Below are 20,553 nucleotides of genomic sequence, written 5' to 3'. Positions count from 1 at the left end.
AGGCCGTGGAAGCCGTGCTACGATGACCTCCGGCTTCCGGAAAAGGAAGGCGCATGATAGCGAGCGGGGGTGGGTCATGAGACTCGATCACTTCACGGTCAAATCGCAGGAAGCGCTTGAGCGCGCGCAGCGCCTCGCGCGGGAGCACGGCAACCAGGAGCTCACGGCCGAGCACATGCTCCAGGCGCTGCTCGAGGATCGTGAAGGGATCTCGCAGTCTTTGTTCCAGAAGCTCGGTGTCCAGAGCGAGGCGCTGTCGGCCGACGTCGCGCAGGCGATCGATCGACTGCCGCGAGTTCAAGGTGGCTCGCTCTATCTCGGTGACGAGCTGCGGAAGGTCCTGGAGCGCGCGGAGGCCGAGGCCGAGCGCCTGAAGGACGAATACGTGAGCGTCGAGCACCTGCTCGTGGCGCTCGCCCATCCCGAGCCCGCGACCGGCGCGCAGAAGGCGCTCGCCAAAGCCGGCGTCACACCCGAGGCCATCCTCAAAGCGTTGTCTCAGGTCCGCGGCGGGCAGCGGGTCACGGACGCCAACCCCGAGGACAAGTACCAGGCGCTCGCCAAGTACGGCCGCGACCTCACGGCGCTCGCGCGCCAGGGGAAGCTCGATCCGGTGGTCGGCCGGGACGAGGAGATCCGGCGCGTCATTCAGGTGCTGGCGCGGCGCACGAAGAACAATCCCGTCCTGATCGGTGAGCCGGGTGTCGGAAAGACCGCGATCGTCGAAGGACTCGCGCAGCGCATCGTGTCCGGCGACGTGCCGGAGAGCCTGCGTGACAAGCGGGTGATCGCGCTCGACCTCGGCGCGCTGGTGGCCGGGAGCAAGTTCCGCGGCGAGTTCGAAGACCGCCTCAAGGCGGTGCTCAAGGAAGTCACCTCGGCCGAGGCGCGCATCGTGCTCTTCATCGACGAGCTCCACACGCTGGTCGGCGCCGGCGGGGCCGAAGGAGCGGTGGACGCCGCGAACCTCCTCAAGCCGGCACTGGCACGCGGCGAACTCCATTGCGTGGGGGCCACGACGCTCGACGAGTACCGCAAGCACATCGAAAAAGACGCGGCGCTGGAGCGCCGCTTCCAGCCGGTGCTGGTCGACGAGCCATCCGTCGAGGACACCATCGCGATCCTGCGCGGACTCAAGGAGCGCTACGAAGTGCACCATGGCATTCGCATCAAGGACGCGGCGCTGGTGGCGGCCGCCATGCTGTCGAGCCGTTACATCGCGGACCGGCAGCTGCCCGACAAGGCGATCGACCTGGTCGACGAGGCGGCTTCACGCATCCGGATGGAGATCGACTCGATGCCGGTCGAGCTCGACGAGCTCAACCGCCGGGCGCGCCAGCTCGAGGTCGAGCGCCAGGCGCTCTCGAAGGAGACGGACAAGGGAAGCCGCGACCGACTCGCGCGCCTCGAAGAAGAGCTGGACAAGGTGCGGAAGGAGATGGCCGGGCTCGAGAGCCACTGGAAGAAGGAGAAGGAAGTCGTCACCGCCATTCGCAAGCTCAAGGAGGACCGCGAGCGCATCAAGCACGAGGAGCAGCGCGCCGAGCGTGCCGGGGACCTGGCGCGCGTGGCCGAGCTGCGTTACGGACATTTGCTCCAGATCGAGCGGCAGATCGAGCAGGAGAACGCGCGGCTCGCCAAGATCCAGCTCGAGCGCCGCATGCTGAAGGAGGAGGTCGACGAGGAGGACATCGCCGAGGTGGTCGCCAAATGGACGGGAATTCCCCTCACCCGGCTGCTCGAAGGCGAAGTGGAGAAGCTGGTCCACATGGAAGAACGCCTCCATCGCCGGGTGATCGGCCAGGATCAGGCGGTGCGCGTGGTCGCGGAGGCGGTGCGGCGTGCGCGCGCCGGCCTGCAGGATCCCAAGCGGCCGATCGGATCCTTCCTGTTCCTGGGCCCCACCGGCGTCGGCAAGACCGAGCTGGCGCGGGCGCTCGCCGAGTTCCTGTTCGATGACGAGCACGCGATGGTCCGGATCGACATGTCCGAGTACCAGGAGAAGCACACCGTCGCCCGGATGATCGGGGCGCCGCCTGGATACGTGGGCTACGAGGAGGGGGGTGCTTTGACCGAGGCGGTGCGACGCAGGCCCTACTCCGTCGTTCTGCTCGACGAGGTCGAGAAGGCGCATCCCGAGGTGCTCAACGTGCTGCTCCAGATCCTCGACGACGGACGGCTCACCGACGGCCAGGGCCGGACCGTGGACTTCAAGCACACGCTGGTCATCATGACCTCGAACCTGGGCTCGCAATGGATCCTCGAGCTCGGCGAGGACGAAGGGAAGGAGTTGGAGCGTCGGGTCATGGACGCGGTCCGCGGTCACTTCCGGCCCGAGTTCCTGAACCGGGTGGACGAGATCGTGATCTTCCACGCGCTTTCGCGCGAGCACATCCGGACCATCGTCGATCTGCATCTCGAGGGTCTGCGGCGCATGCTGGCCGACCGCGAGCTGAGCCTTTCGCTCACCCCCCCGGCCCGTGACGCGCTGGCCGAGGAAGGGTTCGATCCGCACTTCGGCGCCCGCCCGCTCAAGCGCGCCATCCAGAGGAGGATCCAGAATCCTCTGGCCATGCGGCTCCTGCAGTCGGAGTTCAAGCCGGGCCAGACCATCGAGGTGGACCATGAGAAGGGCGAGTTCACCTTCTCCGTGCAGCGGTCCGAAAAGCTGGTAGGCGCTCGCTGAGCTCCGCCGCGGTCGAGCCCCGCGAATCCGGGGAGCTTCGCCGACTCCTGATCGTCGCCGGGGCGACCTTCCTCGTCTACCTCCTCTACCTCCTGCAGATCCTGGACTTCGACATGTTCCGCTCCGACGTGCGGAGCTACTGGGTGCAGAGCTTCGATTGGCGATCGCCGTTCAATGGCTGGTGGGTCCCGGGTTACGCGCTCGTGATCGCCGCGGTGCGAGGACTGACGTTCGGGCAACTTCCCCCGCTGGCGGTGATGATCCCGATTGCCGCCGTCGCCTACCTGGTCGCCGTGGCAACGATCGAGCGCATCGCCCGCGAGGCCGGCGCACGCTCGTCATTCGAGCTCGGCCTGTTGTTCGCCCTGTTTCCGCTGGTGGGACTCACGTACGTGGCGTTTCCGATCTCCGACATCACGGCGATCGCGCTCTTCCTGCTCGCCGTGCTCGAGATGCAGCGCCGGCGCTTTCGTTGGTTCACCCTGTGGTGCGCTCTGGCGTTGCTCTTCCACAAGGTCATGTGGTTCTTCGTGCCTCCGCTCATGCTCACCGTGTTCGTTCAGCATCGGGAAGCGCGCCGCGTCGTCCCGCTCGCCGTCGTCCCGCTGCTCCTGTGGGTCGTGGGTGGCGCGATCAAGTTCGGGAGTCCGCTGTGGTTCATCCGTTTCAACTACGAGACCCACACGGTGATCAAGGAAGGGCTCCCGGTGCTCGGAGGACTGGTCGAGACGCTTCAGGGCGGCTCGGCGGCCAAGCTGGGCAAGGGCGTGGTCATCCTGACCACGCTGGCGACGGCGCTGGTGACCGCGGCGCTGTGCTGGCGGCGCCGGCTGTGGGCAGGATTATGGATCTCGCTGGTCGTGGCGTTCCTGGTGGCGGCGGTCAACGCCTACGAGATCTGGATCGCCGTCCGCTACGGCAAGCTGCTGGTCGTGGCCTGGTGCCAGCTGGCGGGGGCCACCCAGAACTTCCGGCGCCCTTCGGCGGCGGCGCTCGCGGGGGTCGCCGTGCTGCTGCTGGCGTCGAACCTGGCCTTCGGCTTCTACCTCGCCCACTACTTCCACGAGACCACGCCGCACCACTAGCCGTCGAGATCCTCGGCGCGCACGTAGTCGCGATGCTTGCCGCGGCCACGGCGCTCGAAGCGTTCCACCGTCGAGATCTCGATCGGCGCCCCGAACGCCTCGCGCGCCTCACCGAGGAGCTGCGCACGGACGTCCTCGTTCCAGCTCGGCCCCGGATGGATGCGCAGCTCGATCCGCCCCTGCGCGTGCTGGACGAACTGATACTCGCGCACGTGCCCGGCCTTGCCGTGATGCTTGAAGAGGTACGTGGTGGTGTGACAGTTGAGCTGGCGGCCGTCCGGGAGCACGAGATTGTCGCCGCGGCGTCCGATCGGACGTCCGAGCAGCGGCAGACCGCGGCCGCACGCGCACGACGCCGCCAGCGGCGGCTCGACCAGGTCGCCCACCCGGTAGCGGATCAGCGGCTGGCTGTAGTTGTGGAGATCGGTGAGCAGGAGCTCGGGCAGGCCGTCCTCGCCAGGCATCGTATCGACCACCACGGATTCCACAGCCATGTGCATGGCGCCACGCTCGCACTCGATGCCGGGATCACAACACTCGGCGCATCCGTAGTTGTCGCCGACCTTGCAGCCAAACGTCGCCTCGATGCGCTCACGCCACTCGGGAAGCAGCAGCTCGGCGGTCGTGAAGACGCCCTTCCACCGCAACGCCCGTCCGTCGAGCCCCGCGAGCCCGAGCTCGTCGGCGAACTGAACGATGGTGGAAGGATAGCCGTAGGCGTAGCTCGCGGGACGGGAGCGGAGCCGCTGATAGAGCCGCACCGCGTACTCGGCATTCATCGCGAAGGCCGAGCAGCGCTCGCGGTTGAAGATCAGGTCCTTGATCGAAGCTTCGCGGCGCCCGCGTGCATCGTGCGCGAGTCCCCAGAAATACACGTAGCGCTCGCCGGGCTCGACGCCGAACCACCTCCACTGGCGGAACTTGTTGGCGTGCCCATGCGCCCACGACCGGTGGCTGCGCAGCACCTGCGTCGGAAGTCCCGTCGATCCCGACGTGGGAGAGAGCAGGCCGGTTTCCGGCCTCGAGCTGACCAGCTCGGCTCGACGCTCCTGAAGCGTCACCTTGTCGAGCACGGGAATGCGCAGCCAGTCCTCTCTCGATCGGAGCTCCTCGGGACGAAATGACGCTGCGTCCCATGCCCGGCGATAGTGAGGGACCGTGTCGTAGGCGAAGCGGACCAGCCGGCTCATCCGTTCCCACTGCAGCGCGCTCAACTGCTCGGATGGCCAGTGCTGAGAGGCATCGAGCTCGCGCAGCACCTCGGCCACGGGCTCCCCCCGCACTCCTTGCAATCCGAAATAGAGCGCGCGCGCAAAGACTGTGTTCAGAATGACCTCCGTCGTCGATCCCTGCCCGCGGCGCAGCATCTCACCAGGGCGAGCGCGGGAAATTAGCAGGCTCTACGAGCCGGTGTGTGGTGTATGTTCACCCGGCAGACTGCGATGCCGGTCATGCGTTTCGCCTTACCCCACGAGGCATAGTCGTTGTCCGGCGCAGTTTTAGGCCAGTTCCCGGCCGCATGCCATTCGTTGCCGGATGGCATGCCATGTGCGATCTCGGGGCGGCCGCCCCGACCCTCGAGATCCAAGCCCTGATCCTTAGGGAGGTCAGTCGGTGAAGTCACGACGCATCCTCATTGCGGCGATGGCCAGCCTGTGGGCCGTTCCAGCCGCAGCCGTGACGTACTCAGTCAGTCCCACCGGCTCGGGCACCGCATGTACGCCCGGGTCGCCTTGCGCCCTCTCCACCGCCAACGCCAACGCCCAGCCGGGTGACATCATCTCCATGGCGAACGGAACGTACTCGATCGCGCCCATTCCGACGCGCTCGGGCACTTCGGCCGCGTTGATCGAATATCGCGGCAATCCCTCGAACAAGAATTCCGTGGTCGTTCCGGCCATCTATGTCGACGGGAAGGACTACATCCGGTACCGCTACTTCCGCGTGAGTGGAGGAACGGGCGGAGGTCTGCGCGTCGACGGAGACGCGATGGGCTGGAAGATGGGAGGACTCACCGTCATCGGCGACTTCATGCTGGCTGGAGTGAACAACGGAAACTTCGACAGCGTGGCGGTCTACCCGGCCGTGGTCAGCGGCGCGCTCAAGTACAACTACTTCACCTTCGGCGGCGGAGCATGCCCGCTGAATGGCGGCACCACGATCTCCAATACGGTGGTCAACGCCTGCTCGATCTACGTGCGCTCGATTGGCGGACACCAGTACTGCTTCTCCGCCGACCCGCTCGTCAAGCTGTGGGGCGGGATGAAGACGAACGTGACGTTCAGCAACAACAAGTTCCTCATCGTCATGGCGCCGGGATCCGACGCGGGCAGCAAGCGCGGTCTCTACATGGGGAACTTCCAGAACAGCAAGTTCCGGAACAACAAGTGGATCCTGGCCGACAGCGCCAACGTGTGCGCCTACGGGACCGGATGCATCACCGCCCGCATCCGCGACTACTTCCTGTCCAATACCTTCACCAGCGACACCTTCTTCGTGAGGGGGTCGGGCGCTCCGTTCTACCTCTCGTCGCAAGGCGATCCGAACGACCGCACCACCGAGGGACGGAACAAGTGGAAGGACTGCTACTTCAAGTCCACCAACGGCGGCTCCTTCGACTTCAGCTGGGGTATCCGCGGCGACACGCTGCAGGGATGCATCTTCGCTTCGGACGCCTATCGCAGCGATCCCGGCATCCTGCGCACGGGGAGCATCAACGGCGCCGGCCTCACCACGGTGATCGACCACAACACCTTCTACACCACCGTGCCGGCGGCGACGAACTCGATGGGCGGTTTGGCCGTCGACATGTCGAACTGGGAACCCAGCGCGACGCTCAAGGTGACCAACAACATCTTCTATCGCCCGAACACCGGCTCGACGTCGACCTCTTCGGCGGCGTACTTCGAGGCCTATTCGGGCATGCCGTACACCTTCAACAACAACCTGTTCGCCTACTACGCCGGCAGCGGCAAGTCGATCAACTATCGCTACAACTGTCCTTCGTGCACGCCGAGCGGCGGCGGTCTCAGCGCTCCGGGAACGAGCGGCGCCTGGTACCAGGGCAGCGGTCAGGACGGCGCCTCGCGCTACGGCTCTCCACTGTTCGTGGACTCCACGTTCGCCAGCTTCGATCCACGACTGCGCGCGGGCTCGGCGGCGATCGGCATGGGAACCGGCGGCACCGACGCAGGCGCCATTCCCTACACGATCCAGGGGCCCGATGTGACCCCCCCGGCGGCGGTGACCAACCTGGCCACGTCGATGATCTCCGACCAGAACCTGGCGCTCACCTGGTCGGCACCCGGCGACGACGGCATGAGCGGCCAGGCGACCGCCTACGACATGCGTCGCTCCACCACGCCGCTCACGGAGGCGACCTTCGGGTCGGCGACCAGCATTCCGCTCACCGCGCCCGGGGCTTCGGGGTCCTCCCAGGCCACGGTCATCAGCGGCTTGTCGCCCGGCGTCACCTATTTCTTCGCGATCAAGACCCGGGACGACGCCGGCAATTGGTCCCTGCTCGGCAATGTGCTCGCGGTCCAGATGAAGACCGCGGACTCGGTGCCGCCAGGAGCGGTGCCGGACCTGACCGGCGGTCCCTAGCTCTGACTGAGGCAAGAGGGCGGGCGTGCGTGCCCGCCCCAGAGCCTCTAAGCGCGTCGCTGGATCACCACGCGGTTCTTCGGCGGGCGCTTGGCGATCAGCAGCGCCTGGTTGGCGGCCCGCCACAGATCCTGCGGGTTGTCTCCATGGTCCGGGAACATCGCCACGCCCATGCTCACGGTGACGCGCACTTCGTAGAGCCGGCGGTCGAGACCTTCGACGTGGAGCTGCAGTCTTTCCACGGCAATGCGTAGGCGCTCGCAGACCGCGATCACGTCCTCCGCCTGAACCGGAGGCGTGAGCAGCACCGCGAACTCCTCACCGCCCCATCGCGCCACCGTGTCGAACGGGCGCACGCCGTTCTTGAGCGTCGCCGCGACCTGGTGGAGCACCGCGTTGGCGGCTTCATAGCCGTAGATGGTGTTCACGGTCTTGAAGTCGTCGATGTCCGCGATGCATAGCGCCAGCGACGCGCTCTCGCGCAACGCGCGCGCCATCTCGTTGCGGGCCTGGAGCTCGAAGTACGCCCGGTTGTAGACGCCCGTGGTGCCGTCGACGAAGACCAATTTCTCCAGGCGCGCGGCGCGTTCGAGCATGGTGGCGCAGAAGTCCGCAAGCAGGGCGATGCGGGCCAGATCCTCGGCCTGGAACGGCACCGCGCGGGGTGTGCGCACTTCCAGCAGGCCGAGCGGCTCCTGATCCGCGGACACGACGGCGAGCATCACGAAGGCGCGCGCTCCCTGCGTCGCATGGCGCGCGAGCCGCTGGCTTCGCGTGACGTCGGGGCAATAGAAGAGCAGGCTGGGGCGCGCCAGCGCCTCGGCCGCCAGCGGTGGATCGAGCGGCGACTCCGCGCTCTCGACCGCCGGGTCCGGCAGCGCGTAGAGGTTCAGGTCGTCGGTGCCGAGCAGCTCCCGTCCGGTCTCGCCGAGATGCTCGTGCAGCATCGCGCGCGCCTGGCTGCTGCGCGGATCGGACATGATGCCGCTGTCCTCCCAGTGGAGCAGCTGCCGCACCTGGCTCAGATCTGCCGACGCCCGCGCCGGAAGCATGGCCCGCGGATAGAGGAGGACGCCATCGCGCTCCGCCGGCGCCGGAAGATCGATACGAATGACGTCGGACGAATCCGGCTGCTGGTCGCGGATGTGGTGCGGCGCATCGGAGGGCGAGCGCAGACGTCTGGGGGCGCCGCGCTCGGCGAGCCGCTCCAGGGTCATCAGCGCGGCGGCCTCGATCTCGCGCGGCAGCCCGCTCTTCAGCGCGCGCTGAACCGGCGATCGCGCCGGCAAGGGCAGGCGTTCGACCGGCAGGACCTGCTCCAGGAGCTCACGAAAACCGATGGGCACTTGTCTCATCTGGGCGAACCCGCCTCCATGTCGGGTAGGCCCGAGGCCCTCCGGAAGCTCCGGAGGCCACGCAGTGGATGGTCGGAGGCGAGGTGGCTCGTGTCCCCGGAATGAGTGAACGCGAGGAATTCTAGCGGGTGCGAACGACCCGTGTCACGCAATGCCTGCCATCGGCGGTGACGGCGCGCAGCAGATAGAGGCCGGCTCTGAGCTCGGCCCCGTCATCGCTGCGGCCGTTCCACGCCACGCGGTGGAGCCCGGTCCCGAGCGGACCGCGATGGATCGTGGACAGCCGCCGCCCCTGGAGATCGAACAATGCCGCGTCGGTGTGCACCGAGGCCCCCTGACTGCCGGCCACGAACAGTGTCACCTGCGTGGCTCCTCGCCCGGGATTGGGCGCCACGCCGGCGGAGAGGGGACGGGCCTGATCCCGTGAGATCGTGGCCTCGAACGGCCCGTGGCTCACCGGACCTCCTTCGGGAGGCAGGACGTCGAAGCGGTACCAGTAGGTGCGTCCGCCAATCGCCGAGTAGTCGTCGGCGAAGCAGGGACCCAGGCACAGGACGTCCCCGTCGGTCACCCGCGCAAATGGACCTTGAGCCGATGCCGCACGCCACACCGTGTACCGGCTGTGGCGGAAGTCGCCGTCGATCTCCACCCGCGGGATGCCGTTCACGTAGCGAAGCTGGAACGTCGGTGCGCCAAACGCCGGTCCCGCGGCCAGTGAGGCGATGAAGAGAACGATGGCGATCGTGCGTCTCATGAGCGCTCTCCGGGATTTCGTGAAGGAGCCACGACAGTACTACCCCCGAAGCCTGGTGGGATGTGATGATTTCATGTCGTTTTGCTTTCGATGCGCGGCGGAACCGCGACTCGTGCGCTTGGAAAGCGGGTGAAATGCCTTGACACTCGATTCGCGCGGTCCGTACGTTACAAGCCATTGTCCTGATTCGAATTATTGGCCGAGGGATAGGCCATGACGCTCTCCGATCTGCTGACCCCGAAGGCGGTCACCGCAAAGCTCGAGGCCAGGACCAAGCGCGACGCGCTGGTCGAGCTGGTGGACTTGCTGGAGGACGCTCACGAGCTGCGCAGCCAGGGCGAGATCCTCGACCGGGTCCTGCGGCGGGAGGGCATGATGTCCACCGGGATCGGGAACGGGGTGGCGATCCCCCACGGCAAGGCCAAGGCCGCGGACCGGATGCTGGCGGCGTGCGGCATTTCCCACCAGGGGATCGACTTCGAATCGGCCGACGGCGAGCCGGCCTACATCTTCATCCTGCTCGTCTCACCTGAAACGGTCGGGGCCTCCCACGTGAAGGTGCTCGCCAATATCTCCCGAGTGCTCAAGGAAGAGTCCGTGCGCAAGATGCTGCGCGAAGCCGCCGGCCCCACGGAGCTGCTGGCGGCTCTCAAGACTGCCGAGTCGCAGTATCTGACCACCGCCTAGGCTCCGTTTGACGGCCGAGGACAAGGCGTGCGAGAGAGCGAGGAGCGAGTCGTAACGCGATACGTCGCAGCGACGAGCGACCGAGCCAACGCCGTAATCGGCCGATCAAACGGAGCCTAGGTGCACTTCCTCGATGCCTGGTTGGAGATTTCCCCGTTGGACCTGGCGCGCCTTCTCGCGCCGCTCGCGCTGCTGACCGCGAGCGCATTCCTGCCGGGCCTCCGGGTGGGGCAGGTGACCGCGATCGGGGTGGGGCTGAGCCTGCCGTGGCTGCGAGAGCTGGGAGCGCCGCCGGTGGTCGTCGGGGCCTGGGTCGCGCTTTGGCTTCTCATCGGATCGTGGCGTCCCGGCGATCCCGAGGACACCGCCCGCCGCCCGCTGGCGCAGACACGCGGCGCCGCGGAGACGCACACCGTGGGGCTCGCGCTCGGGCTGGCGCTGACGCTGCTGCTGCTCGCCGCCGTGGCGCGCCAGGACATGTCTCCGGAAGACACCCGGCGCATCTCCCTCGGCGCCGCGCTGCTTTCCACCGGCATCCTCCACCTCATGCTGCGGCGGCACATCCGCCGAGCGATGACCGGCTTCGCCGCGATGGGACTCGGGCTCCAGGTGCTCGAAGGCGCCGCCCGCACGGCGCAGGTTGGCCCCTCGCCGCACACGCCGACCGCCTTGCTGGTGGCCACGGCGCTGGGTGTGGGTCTGGCCCTGCGGGTGGCCATCGCCCGCGAGCGGCATGCCGGGACGGCGTGGGTGAGCGATGCCCACGACCTTCACGACTGACATGCGTGTCATCGATCGCGTCCGGGCGGGGTTCCAGGCGATCGCGAAGCCGGATGCGCGCCTGACCGGCGGACTGCTGTGCATCGCCGGCTTGGCACTGGTGTGTCTGCCCCACCTGTGGACGGGAGCGCTCGGGCTCGAGCTCCTGGCGGCGGCGTTCTGGGCCTGGGCCCGCGCCGCCAGTGATCGCGCCGAGCAGCTCCCGCGATGGAACTGGCTGCGTCGTCCCGCGCTCGCGCTGTGGCTCGCGGCCGCCGCGCATGCCGCTCAGGCCGAGGCGGTGAGCCATGGCGTGCTGCCGGCGCGGCTCGCCACGCTGCTGGTCTGGGGCCAGGCGCTGGGAGTGGCATGGGCCGGACTCGAGCTGCTCGCGGCGCTGCCGCTCGCCCGACCCTTCTCGGACCGCTCGGGTCCGCTGCTCGCCGTGGGGCCCTGGCTGCCCGCGCTGCTTCCCTCCACCGGCTTCGTGCTCCTGTGGCGGCACGTCGAGCATTGGACCGCGGTGCCTCTGGTGCGCCGCGCCGTGCTCATCCTGCTGATCGTCACCGCCGTGCTGGCGACGCTGCGCGCGTTCGGGCGCGGACGCTGGGTGGCGAGCCTGCGCTGGCTCATCGTGGCCGACTGCGTCCTCGCCGCGATGCTGGTGGCGCTCGCGGTCCTGCCGCAGGAGGTCACGCTGATGCTGTGGCTCGCCGCCTGCGGCGGGCGAGTGGCCTTGCTGGATGGGGAGCTGCGCGGCATGGCCCCGCGCCGGGTCCCCACCTCGCACCTGGTGTGGCGCCTGTCGGGATGGATCTCGAGCATCTGCCTGTCCGCTCCGCTGCTTCTGACGCTCGGCTTCGGCCCTCCCGGAATCGCCACCCGGTGGGCCGCGGTGCCGACCGCCTTCGCGGTCGCGCTGGGAGCATGGGTCGCGATCCGGCGCATGGTCGAAGCGCCCGAGCGGCGCGCGATGGTGCGGCGGGAGTCCGCGGTCTCGCTGTCGCTCGTGATCGCGGCGCTCACGATGGTGACCGGCCCGATCGCGCTGGTGATGGCGTGGTGGTCCGGCTACGAGTTCGCGTGGCCGATGGGCGCCATCGCGTGGGTGCCGGCGGTCGCGAGCGGGGCGATCGCCTGGTGGCTCGAGCGGCATCCCATCCAGCTCTCCAAGGCGAGCGCCGAGATGGCGCGCCAGCGCGAGGTCGCGCGCGGTGCCGCAACCGTTCTGTTCCGGTCGTTCCTCGCCGTCGAGCGGAGGGTGGTGGCGGTGCTGATGCGGCTCGGCCGTGGCCTGCTCGCACCGAGCCGCGATCTCCACACCGGTGACGCGCAGGAATACCTGCTGTTCCTGATCGGGCTCTCCGCCGTGGCCCTGTTCCTCCCGCTGCTCCGATGACCGCGCTCTCGGCCCCGATGATCGCTGCCGCCGCCGCGCTGGCGGCGCTCCTCTCGGGACTCCTGATGCTGCGTCTCGAGCGTCCGGGCCGCGCCGGTATCGGGCCCGCGAGCGCGCTGATCGCGCTGGCCGCCGGCATCGGGCTCGCGCCGGGCGCCAACGCGTCGTGGACCCCGCTCGTGGTCGGCGTGGTGGTCGCGGCGCTGGCGCGGGACGGCGACGAGCTGCTGCACGGGGAATGTGCGCTCAAGCTGCTCTGGGTCATGGGCAGCGCGATCGCGCTCTCGTGGGCGGGGATCGAGCTGCTCGCGCTGGCCACCGGCACGGCTTACGTGCGCGAACAGTGGTCGGTCCTGAGTCTCGGTCTCGAGCCCACGTTCCTGTGGAGCACGGCGCTGCCCCTTTCGCTGCTGATCGGCGTGGTGCTGCTCGGTGGCGCGCCCTTTCACTTCTGGCTCGCCGACGTCTTTCAGGGCGTCCGCCCGTGGCTTGCTCCGCTTGCCGCCGCCACGTTGCAGATCAGCGGCGCGGTCTGGCTCGCCGCGCGACTCGATGGCGTCGATCAATTTCCTCCCGGTGCGCGCCTGGCGTGGGGACTTCTTCGGATCGCGGCGTGGGTGGCGTTCGTCGCCGGCGCGGCCACGCTCATGGCGCAGCGCCGTCCCGAGCGCCGGGTGGGCACGCTCGCGAGCTTGAACGGCGCTCTGGTGCTTGCCCTGATCGCGTCGGGGCAGGGCCCGGACATGACGTGGCTGGTCAACTGGGCGGCGCACCTGGCGCTGGCGCTGACCGGAGCCAGCACGCTCGCGCGCTTTCTTCCGGTCTCGACTCCCGCCGGCCTCGGCGCGCCCATCCTGCGTCGCCACCCATTGATCACGCTGGCGGGGTTGTTCTCGCTGTTCTCGCTCGCGGGCGTTCCCGGGACTCCCGGCGCGCGCGTATGGCTCGAAGTGGCGAGAGGGCTGGGCGCCACGGGCCGGCCCGACCTCCTCATCCCGCTCGGTTTCGCGTGGCTGATCGGGATGTGGAAGTCGGTCGAGCAGGTGCGCGAAGCCTTCGGAGCGCCCGGACCGCAGCATTCGACGGTGCGCCCGATTCCCGGCGCCGCGCGCGGCTCGATCGCGATCGCCGGTTTGGGCCTTCTTGGCCTGGCGGTGCTTCTGTGGGCGCGACGGATGCCGTGGTAGAGGAAGGGGGTTCGAATGAAACGGTTGCTGGATTGGAAAGGCCTGATCTGCCGTTATGCGCCCCTCGCGGCAATTCTCCTGATCGCCGGCTGTGCGGGGCCCAACCCGCTGGTCGGCACAGCGGGACGCTCCGGCGTGGCGGGTTTCTGGAGCGGTCTCTGGCACGGCCTGATCTGTCCCATCGCCTTCGTGATCTCGCTGTTCAATCACGCATTCACCATCTACGAAGTGCACAACAGCGGGAATTGGTACAACTTCGGATTCATTCTCGGCGCGGGCGCCTGGGGAATCCTGCGTGGGAGATCCAGCTCCAGCTCGAAGTAGGCGTCAGCGGCTCGCGCCGACGTTCGGAGAATCGAGACGGGCGCCGACGTCCTCCGGCGCCCCCGCGAGTCATCGGCAGGAGGGGGCAGGGAATGTCGAAGAAGAGCGCCGGCCTCGTGCTCTACCGCGAGCGATCGGCCGGCCAGGAAGTCCTCCTGGTTCATCCCGGCGGGCCTTTCTGGGCGAAGAAGGACGAGGGCGCCTGGTCGATTCCCAAAGGAGAGTTCGTCGAAGGAGAAGACCCGCTCGCGGTGGCGCGGCGCGAGTTCGAGGAAGAGACCGGGGCCTCTCCGCCCGCGGGCGAGGCGCTGGCGCTCGAGCCGGTTCGTCAGCCGAGCGGCAAGGTCGTCCACGCCTGGGCGATGCGCGGCGACTTCGACCCAAGCCTCCTCGTCAGCAACACATTCTCGATCGAGTGGCCGCCACGGTCGGGGCGCGAGGCCGAGTTCCCCGAGGTCGACCGGGCGGATTGGTTCGGGTGGGAGATCGCGCTCACGAAGATCCAGCAGGGACAGCGGCCGATCCTCGAGGAGCTCCGAAGGGCGATCGAGACGTCGTGAACTTGGTCAGTTCATGTGCCAGCCGACGTAGAACTTCCAGTCGGGCACGTCGCCAAGACCCGCCTTGGCCTCGAAGAAGAGCTTCTCGCTGAGCGAGATTCCTCCCAGGATGCTTCCTCCGATGTCGACCTCGCTGTCGCCTTCGGTGTCGAACCAGTTGACCGTGAAGCCGCCCCCAATGTAGGGCGCCAGCTCAGAGCTGGTCTTGAAGTTGTAATGACCGTCCAGATTCCCGGCGACCATCGTGACGTCGCCGAATCCCGCTTCGACGCTGGGGACGACCGCGATGCTCTGAGCCAGCGTGCCGCTGTTCCAGTGGAGCCCGACCAGGAAGTCGTCCGGATCGAGCGTCATTCCAAGATGGAGCCCTGGGCCCGCGAACGCGGGAGGTGCGAGGGCGATGAGCGCGAGGATGAGACAGGAAATGACCCGGATACGAGGCATGGGGGATTCTCCTTTTCTTGTGCCGCAGCGATCGCTGCGGCGCCGGCGAGCGAGCCTGAACCTATAGCCCTCTCGATCGAGCGTGGTCAATGCATTCCGCGGCAATGTGTTTCCCATTTCCGGACGGCCATGAGTGGCCGCCTTGCGACGCGAGGGCTGGACCGGCATGTGCTATACAAAGGCTCATGTCCCCCCGGGCGCTGTGGATCCTCGCCGCCCTCGGCACGGTGCTGCTGGTCCCGTCGTGCACCGCGCTCCAGGAGCTCGCCGCGTTGCGCACGGTCACGTTTGCGTTCGCGGGGATCTCGGATGTGCGCGTCGCAGGAGTCCGGATCACCGAGGCCACGACCTACGCCTCGCTGGGCGTCACGGATGCGGGCCGCCTCGCCGCCGCCGTTCTCGCCAAGGACGTCCCGCTCGAGCTGACCGCGCACGTGCGCGCGACCAATCCGTCCGAGAACACCGTGTCGGCCAGCATCACGGCGCTCGACTGGACGCTCTTCATCGAGGACCGCAATACCGCGAGCGGCGGGCTCACCGCTCCCTTGTCCATCGCTCCTGGAGCCTCGGCCGAAATCCCGCTCGGCGCTCGCGTCGATCTCCTGCAGCTCGGGACGGGTGGGGCTCGCGACCTGTTCGATCTGGCGCTCGAGATCGCGGGATATGGCGCCTCGCAAAAGGAGCTGCGCCTCGAGATGGCGCCGACGATCGAGACGCCGCTCGGACCCATCCGCTATCCGGCGCCGGTGGTGGTGCGGCGAGGGAATGCGTCACGATGAGGCTACGAGCGATCCTTGGCGCCTTCCTCGTGCTCGCCGCAGCGCTCGTCCTCCCGCCAAGAGCGCAATCGGTCAGCCAGGTCCAGGACCTGATCGATCGAATCAACGATCATCGCGCGGCGATCGGAAGGCCGACGCTCCAGTGGGACGACCGGCTCGCGGCTCTGGCCCGCCGTCACAGCGTCGACATGGCGCGCCGCGATTTCTTCGACCACATCAATCCCGACGGGGACGATCCCTTCGATCGCATGGACCACGCCCGCATTCATTACTCCACCGCCGGCGAGAATCTGGCGTGGGGGCAGACCACCGGCGCCCAGGTCTTCGAAGGCTGGATGAACAGCCGCGGCCACCGGAAGAATCTCGAGAACCGGGCGTTCACCCGAATCGGGATCGGCCTGTATCAGCGACGATGGACCTGTCTCTTGTCGCGGCCACGGTGATCGAGCCGCAATGACCGGCGTCTCTCAGCGAGCGCGCACGAGGCGGCGGATGAAGGACCGGTCTTCGGTGGACAGGCGCACGAAGTAGACGCCCGGCGGAACGCGCCCGGCCTTCGCATCCCACGAAGCCGCGTGGCGTCCGGCGGGGAAGGTGCCGTCCGCCAGCACCGCCACTTCGCGGCCCTGAACGTCGATGACCGTCATGCGAACGCGACTCTCTCGCGGCAGCGCGAACTCCGCGCGGACCATTCCCCGGCTGGGGTTGGGGTGGAGCGGCGCGAGCGCGAACTCGGACGGCAGCGTGGCATCGGGCGCCGAGACCGTCGCGTTCGGCTCGAACGCGAGACCGCCATAGGTGGTGAGCGGAAGACCCAGCGCCGTCCGGCCTCCTCCGGGACTCATCTGGCCTCGGTAGATCTGCTGGGCTCCTGCGCCCCCTTCGGACCAGTACATCCGTCCGCCGGCAGGGTCGAGCGCGATGTACGTGGGGTTCGAGAGGCCGCCCACGAGCGTGTTGCTGGTCCCGCCCGAGGTCGAGACGCGGCGGATCTTCCCCGCATATTCGGTCCAGTAGATCTCCTGTCCGATCGGGTCGAACGCAACGCCGTAGGGACGCGACGAAGAGGCCAGCGGCAGCCACAGCTCCATGGACGAACCGTCGAGGTTCGCGCGGTAGAGCGCGTCCTGATCGAAGTCGGCCCAGTAGATCTTGCCGCCCGCGTGGTCCACGGCAATGCCCCGCGGATTGGCGACCGAGCCGAGCGAGATCAGAATGGTGGCGCCGGTGCCATCGATGGCCGACCTGTGGATCCGCGAGCCGGTCGCGAGGTTGCTCGAGGTCCAATAGAGCATGTGGGCCACGTCATCGACGGCGATGCCGCGCAGGGCGGAGCCGCCGGAAACCATCGTGGTGATGGACGACAGCGTGGGCGCCGCGCGCTGGATGCGCGCGCCCGAGACCACGCCCTCGGTCCAGAAGATCTTGCCGGTCCCCTCACACGCCAGCCCTTCGGGAAGGGTCCCGGCGGGCAACGCCACGCTCGAGATCGCGTTGCCGGCCGCATCCGCCTTGTTGAGCGTGGGCGACGGATGGTTCGTGTCCAGCCAGTACAGCACCTGCGCTCGCGCCGTGGAAGCGAGCATCGAGCTCGCCAGCAAGAAGAGCGTGAACAGGCGGCGAAGTCGCATGGGCTCTCCGATTACGGCTGGGGGAAGACGCCTTGCAGCGCGATCACGTAATTCAGCGCGAGGATCGGCTGCATGTTGTCGTGCGCCTGTCCCCCCCCGACGTTGCTGATCGCCGTCGGCGCCATGGCCGCGTCGGCGGCGGAAGCGTACTGCGGGATGATGCCGGGATTGCGCGCGGGGTACATGCCACTCGGATTCACCGACGTCCCGAACGTCGTGGACGCCTGGAGCGCGTGACTGTGTGCGGGAAGCTCGCCGATGGCGAGCGTGTGTAAGCTGGCGCCCGAGCGGTCGCCCAGCGTGCGCGGGGAGAGCCCCGGTCCGTGGCCGAAATGGATGGGCACGCGGTCGCGGAGATCGGGAAGCGCGAACGTCGTCTGGCCGTTTCCGCCGTAGGTCGTGCCGAGGATCGCGAACAAGGCCTGATTCTGGGCAATCGACAGCAATTGGCCGTTGCACATCGCCCAGCCCCTCGGTGCGAAGCTGCCCGCGAACAGCATGATCTCGCCGAGGTAGGGTTCGATGCTCTGGGTCTCGGCTTCCGCGCGCCGCGGACGGCCCAGCAAGGCCGTCCCCGCCAGGAAGGCGGCCAGCCGACCGATGAAGGTTCGGCGATCGAGAGACGAGACACGCGGCTTCGTCATGACTGGCTCGGGAACACGCCTTCGAGGCAGATGATGAAGTTGACGCACAACGACGGCATCATGTTGTTGTGGGGCAGGGACGACCCTGAGGGCGTCAGCGCATTGGGCGCCAGCGTCGTGTCCATTCCGCCGTTGTAGTGCGGCGCTCCCACCGCATTGCGGGCCGGTACCCGCCCCGAGGGGTTGTCGGCATCACCGACGCCTGAGCTTCCCATCAAGGCGTGGGAGTGCACAGGGATCTGAGTCGGCACCAACGTGACCGCCTCCTGGCCGGCGAAGACTCCCAGCGGGTTCGCGGAACCCATGTGCACCGGCGCCCGGCCACGCAGATCGGGCAACGCGAAGGTGACCTGGCCATCGCCGCCGTACGTGGTCCCGATGAGCGAGAACAAGGCGTCGTATTGCGCGATCGACAGCAACTGGCCGTCGCACAACGCCCAGCCCCGGGGCGCGAAATCGCCCGCGAACATGCGGATCTCACCCAGGTACGGCAAGTCCTGCGCCGCGGCGTCGCGCACGCCGGCCTTGCTTCCGAGCCAGGCGCCACCCGCGATGAATCCGAGCATGCGCGCCAGGAAGTGGCGCCGCTGGATGGCCGAAGAGGTCTTCACGGTCGAGAGGGAAAGACGCCCTGGAGCGCGATGATGAAATTCAGCACGGTGTAGGGCTGCATGTTGTTGTGCGGCTCACTGGCCCCGGATGTCGCGACCGCGGCCGCGTGGAGCGCGGTGTCGGCGTTGGTCGCGAACTGCGGGATCGCCGCCGGTGACCGCGCCACCACGCTCCCCGCCGCCTGATCGCGGTTCCCATTGGCCGTGCTGGCGCCCACGGTGTGGTTGTGCACGGGCATCTCGCCGACGCCGAGCGTGTGCGTCTCGCTCCCGACGACCTCACCCCGGAGGCGATTGGTGAGACCGAGGCCCTCACCCGCGTGCAAGGGCACACGTCCTCGCAGGTCGGGCAGCGCGAAGGTCGTGGTTCCATTGCCTCCGTAGGTGGTGCCGATCAGCGAGAACAGGGCCACGTTCTGAGCGATCGAGAGCACCTGCCCATTGCAGAGCGCCCAGCCGGAGGGAGCGAAGCTGCCGGCGAAGATGCGGACCTCGCCGATGAACGGCTCAGGCATCAGGACACCGAGTCGAGAGGGCCACTGGGAGCACGGCGGCGAGTCCAGGTAACGAGGGGAGGCGAGCCGCGAGGACACGCCCATTCATTCGTCGGGTGCGCAAGGTTAGGTGGATGCGCCGCGCTCTGTCAACGAATTCGAGGCTGCGCGCAATGCCTACTTGCTGAAGTTCAGCAGTGGCAGCACCGGAAGCGTCTTCTTGTTGTGCGCGATGTTGAGCGCTCCGAGCTGAAGGCCGTGAAGCTCGCCGGCAATGTTCAGGATCCCGATGCTCACGCCGTGCTGAGCGCCGTCGATGCGGTTGAACGCGCTGACCGAGGCCCCGGTGAATGCTCCGCCGCTCTTGACGCTGAAGAAGAGCGGCGCCAGCACGAGCCCGGTGACGTTCTCACCACCGGCGGCCAGTGCCGCGGCCACTCCGGTCACCCGCGGGGCGCCGACGCCGAGACCCGCGATCGCCAGACCCTTCAGGTGACCGCCGGCGCCCACGCCCACGCCGCCGATCGTGATTCCGGTCACATTCTCTCCCGACCCGACGCCCACTCCGCCGACGGCGATGCCCGTGACCCCGCCGCCTGCGCCGACGCCGAGCCCGCCGACGGCGATGCCCGTGAGGTGGCCGCCCGCGCCGACACCGAGCCCGCCGATCGCGATGGCCCGCATGTCGCCTCCGGCGCCGACGCCCGCACCACCGAGCGCGAGTCCTTGCACACGTCCGCCCGCGCCCGCGCCAAGACCTGCAACGCCGAGGCCACGGAGGTTCTCGCCGGCGCCGAGACCGATGATTCCGACGCCGATGCCCGTGAGGTTGCGGTCGGCGCCGACGCCGAGTCCGAGCCCGATGCCCGAGATGTCGCCGGCCCCGGTGAGCGGCGCTCCCAGGGCGAGTCCCTGCACCACGCCGCCCGAGCCCTTGTGGTGCGTCCACAAGGTGGTGTTCACCCCACGCAGGAGCTGGAGATTGCGGTCGCGGAAGTTGAGCCTCAGCCCGTCGAGCCGGCGCACGTCGCCGATGCCGATTCCGACGTCGCCCACCGCGAGCTTGAGGCCGCCGCTCTGAGCGCGGGCCGAGACGGGGGCGAGAAGGCAGGCGAGGAGGAGCGACAGGGTCGCGTATCCGCGCGCCTGCGAACGGCCATGGGGGGACTTCACGGGCGGGAGGCTTAGCCGTTCGCCGTAGCCTTCCGCAATCCAAATCCGACGGCGAGGGGGTGGTGAGCCGCGAACGCCGGAACCGTGCTCGGGGCGGGCGCTCGTGTTAACAGTTGGGCCATTTCCGCGTCTGGTATGGCGAACGTCCATATCGCAGCCGGAGAAACTCCCCTCGCGAGCACCCACGGCCGAGTCCAACCTGGCCCAAGGAAGGTCGTTGGATGCTAAGTCCCCCGGAGTCACCCCATCCCGCTGTTCGTTCTCCTCCGTTCGGACGTGCTGAGGATTGAGCGGGTCCGCCACCCGAGTCATCCCGTTGCGCGCCCTGCTCAGTCCAGACGGAGGAGGACTGCCATGCGCGCTCCCTCAGCGGGA

The 20,553-nt window shown here is 68.2% G+C and carries 20 protein-coding genes; 11 read left to right on the top strand and 9 right to left on the bottom strand.

Annotation, left to right across the window (positions count from 1 at the left end):
- Positions 1-76: 76 nt before the first annotated feature.
- On the top strand, positions 77-2,686 hold the full coding sequence (clpB, locus tag VFQ05_04310) for an ATP-dependent chaperone ClpB (GenBank protein ID HET9325974.1): 2,610 nt from the start codon (positions 77-79) through the stop codon (positions 2,684-2,686).
- 113 nt (positions 2,687-2,799) lie between these two features.
- On the top strand, positions 2,800-3,771 hold the full coding sequence (locus tag VFQ05_04305; GenBank protein ID HET9325973.1) for a hypothetical protein: 972 nt from the start codon (positions 2,800-2,802) through the stop codon (positions 3,769-3,771).
- On the opposite strand, the gene VFQ05_04300 is transcribed toward VFQ05_04305, so the two are convergent.
- Positions 3,768-5,054 (bottom strand): hypothetical protein, encoded by a 1,287-nt coding sequence (locus VFQ05_04300; protein ID HET9325972.1) that lies wholly within the window; start codon positions 5,052-5,054, stop codon positions 3,768-3,770. The two genes, VFQ05_04305 and VFQ05_04300, sit on opposite strands and share 4 nt — an antisense overlap.
- 331 nt (positions 5,055-5,385) lie before the next feature.
- Here VFQ05_04300 and VFQ05_04295 point away from each other — a divergent pair, with 331 nt between their 5' ends.
- Positions 5,386-7,377, top strand: a complete 1,992-nt coding sequence (locus tag VFQ05_04295) for a hypothetical protein (protein HET9325971.1) — start codon at positions 5,386-5,388, stop codon at positions 7,375-7,377.
- Positions 7,378-7,424: 47 nt separating this feature from the next.
- Here VFQ05_04295 and VFQ05_04290 read toward each other — a convergent pair whose 3' ends face one another.
- On the bottom strand, positions 7,425-8,732 hold the full coding sequence (locus VFQ05_04290) for a GGDEF domain-containing protein (GenBank protein ID HET9325970.1): 1,308 nt from the start codon (positions 8,730-8,732) through the stop codon (positions 7,425-7,427).
- Between the two features lie 121 nt (positions 8,733-8,853).
- Positions 8,854-9,486 (bottom strand): FlgD immunoglobulin-like domain containing protein, encoded by a 633-nt coding sequence (locus tag VFQ05_04285; GenBank protein ID HET9325969.1) that lies wholly within the window; start codon positions 9,484-9,486, stop codon positions 8,854-8,856.
- Positions 9,487-9,699: 213 nt separating this feature from the next.
- Here VFQ05_04285 and VFQ05_04280 point away from each other — a divergent pair, with 213 nt between their 5' ends.
- The 6 genes from VFQ05_04280 to VFQ05_04255 all read left to right on the top strand — a co-directional run bounded on the left by VFQ05_04280 (position 9,700) and on the right by VFQ05_04255 (position 14,402).
- On the top strand, positions 9,700-10,173 hold the full coding sequence (locus VFQ05_04280) for a PTS sugar transporter subunit IIA (GenBank protein ID HET9325968.1): 474 nt from the start codon (positions 9,700-9,702) through the stop codon (positions 10,171-10,173).
- A 156-nt stretch (positions 10,174-10,329) separates the two neighbouring features.
- Entirely contained in the window at positions 10,330-10,953 is a 624-nt protein-coding gene (locus VFQ05_04275; GenBank protein ID HET9325967.1) for a hypothetical protein, read from the top strand.
- Positions 10,931-12,331 (top strand): hypothetical protein, encoded by a 1,401-nt coding sequence (locus tag VFQ05_04270; protein HET9325966.1) that lies wholly within the window; start codon positions 10,931-10,933, stop codon positions 12,329-12,331. The genes VFQ05_04275 and VFQ05_04270 overlap by 23 nt, the downstream gene beginning before the upstream one ends.
- Positions 12,328-13,518, top strand: a complete 1,191-nt coding sequence (locus VFQ05_04265; protein ID HET9325965.1) for a hypothetical protein — start codon at positions 12,328-12,330, stop codon at positions 13,516-13,518. Before VFQ05_04270 ends, VFQ05_04265 begins: the two co-directional genes overlap by 4 nt.
- A gap of 15 nt (positions 13,519-13,533) precedes the next feature.
- Complete coding sequence (locus tag VFQ05_04260) at positions 13,534-13,842, top strand: hypothetical protein (GenBank protein ID HET9325964.1); 309 nt, start codon at positions 13,534-13,536, stop codon at positions 13,840-13,842.
- A 92-nt stretch (positions 13,843-13,934) separates the two neighbouring features.
- Positions 13,935-14,402 (top strand): NUDIX domain-containing protein, encoded by a 468-nt coding sequence (locus tag VFQ05_04255; GenBank protein ID HET9325963.1) that lies wholly within the window; start codon positions 13,935-13,937, stop codon positions 14,400-14,402.
- Between the two features lie 6 nt (positions 14,403-14,408).
- Here the strand turns inward: VFQ05_04255 and VFQ05_04250 are convergent, their stop codons facing one another.
- A complete protein-coding gene (locus VFQ05_04250; protein HET9325962.1) occupies positions 14,409-14,846 on the bottom strand; it encodes a hypothetical protein in 438 nt (145 codons plus the stop codon).
- A gap of 185 nt (positions 14,847-15,031) precedes the next feature.
- On the opposite strand from VFQ05_04250, the gene VFQ05_04245 reads away from it, so the two are divergent.
- Together VFQ05_04245 and VFQ05_04240 are read left to right on the top strand one after the other, a co-directional pair.
- On the top strand, positions 15,032-15,625 hold the full coding sequence (locus tag VFQ05_04245; GenBank protein ID HET9325961.1) for a hypothetical protein: 594 nt from the start codon (positions 15,032-15,034) through the stop codon (positions 15,623-15,625).
- Positions 15,622-16,068, top strand: coding sequence for a CAP domain-containing protein (locus VFQ05_04240; protein HET9325960.1), 447 nt, complete (start codon positions 15,622-15,624; stop codon positions 16,066-16,068). The genes VFQ05_04245 and VFQ05_04240 overlap by 4 nt, the downstream gene beginning before the upstream one ends.
- A gap of 24 nt (positions 16,069-16,092) precedes the next feature.
- On the opposite strand, the gene VFQ05_04235 is transcribed toward VFQ05_04240, so the two are convergent.
- The 5 genes from VFQ05_04235 to VFQ05_04215 all read right to left on the bottom strand — a co-directional run bounded on the left by VFQ05_04235 (position 16,093) and on the right by VFQ05_04215 (position 20,178).
- Positions 16,093-17,256, bottom strand: a complete 1,164-nt coding sequence (locus VFQ05_04235) for a T9SS type A sorting domain-containing protein (GenBank protein ID HET9325959.1) — start codon at positions 17,254-17,256, stop codon at positions 16,093-16,095.
- Between the two features lie 11 nt (positions 17,257-17,267).
- A complete protein-coding gene (locus tag VFQ05_04230; GenBank protein ID HET9325958.1) occupies positions 17,268-17,756 on the bottom strand; it encodes a tail fiber protein in 489 nt (162 codons plus the stop codon).
- 140 nt (positions 17,757-17,896) lie between these two features.
- Entirely contained in the window at positions 17,897-18,370 is a 474-nt protein-coding gene (locus VFQ05_04225; protein ID HET9325957.1) for a tail fiber protein, read from the bottom strand.
- A gap of 137 nt (positions 18,371-18,507) precedes the next feature.
- Positions 18,508-19,026, bottom strand: coding sequence for a tail fiber protein (locus tag VFQ05_04220; GenBank protein HET9325956.1), 519 nt, complete (start codon positions 19,024-19,026; stop codon positions 18,508-18,510).
- A 156-nt stretch (positions 19,027-19,182) separates the two neighbouring features.
- Positions 19,183-20,178, bottom strand: a complete 996-nt coding sequence (locus VFQ05_04215) for a hypothetical protein (protein ID HET9325955.1) — start codon at positions 20,176-20,178, stop codon at positions 19,183-19,185.
- Between the last annotated feature and the right edge of the window lie 375 nt (positions 20,179-20,553).

This window comes from Candidatus Eisenbacteria bacterium (genome assembly GCA_035712145.1).
Taxonomy (GTDB): Bacteria; Eisenbacteria; RBG-16-71-46; order RBG-16-71-46; family RBG-16-71-46; genus DASTBI01.
Note: the sequence above shows the minus strand (reverse complement) of the source record. Positions and strands in the feature narration are given on the sequence as shown.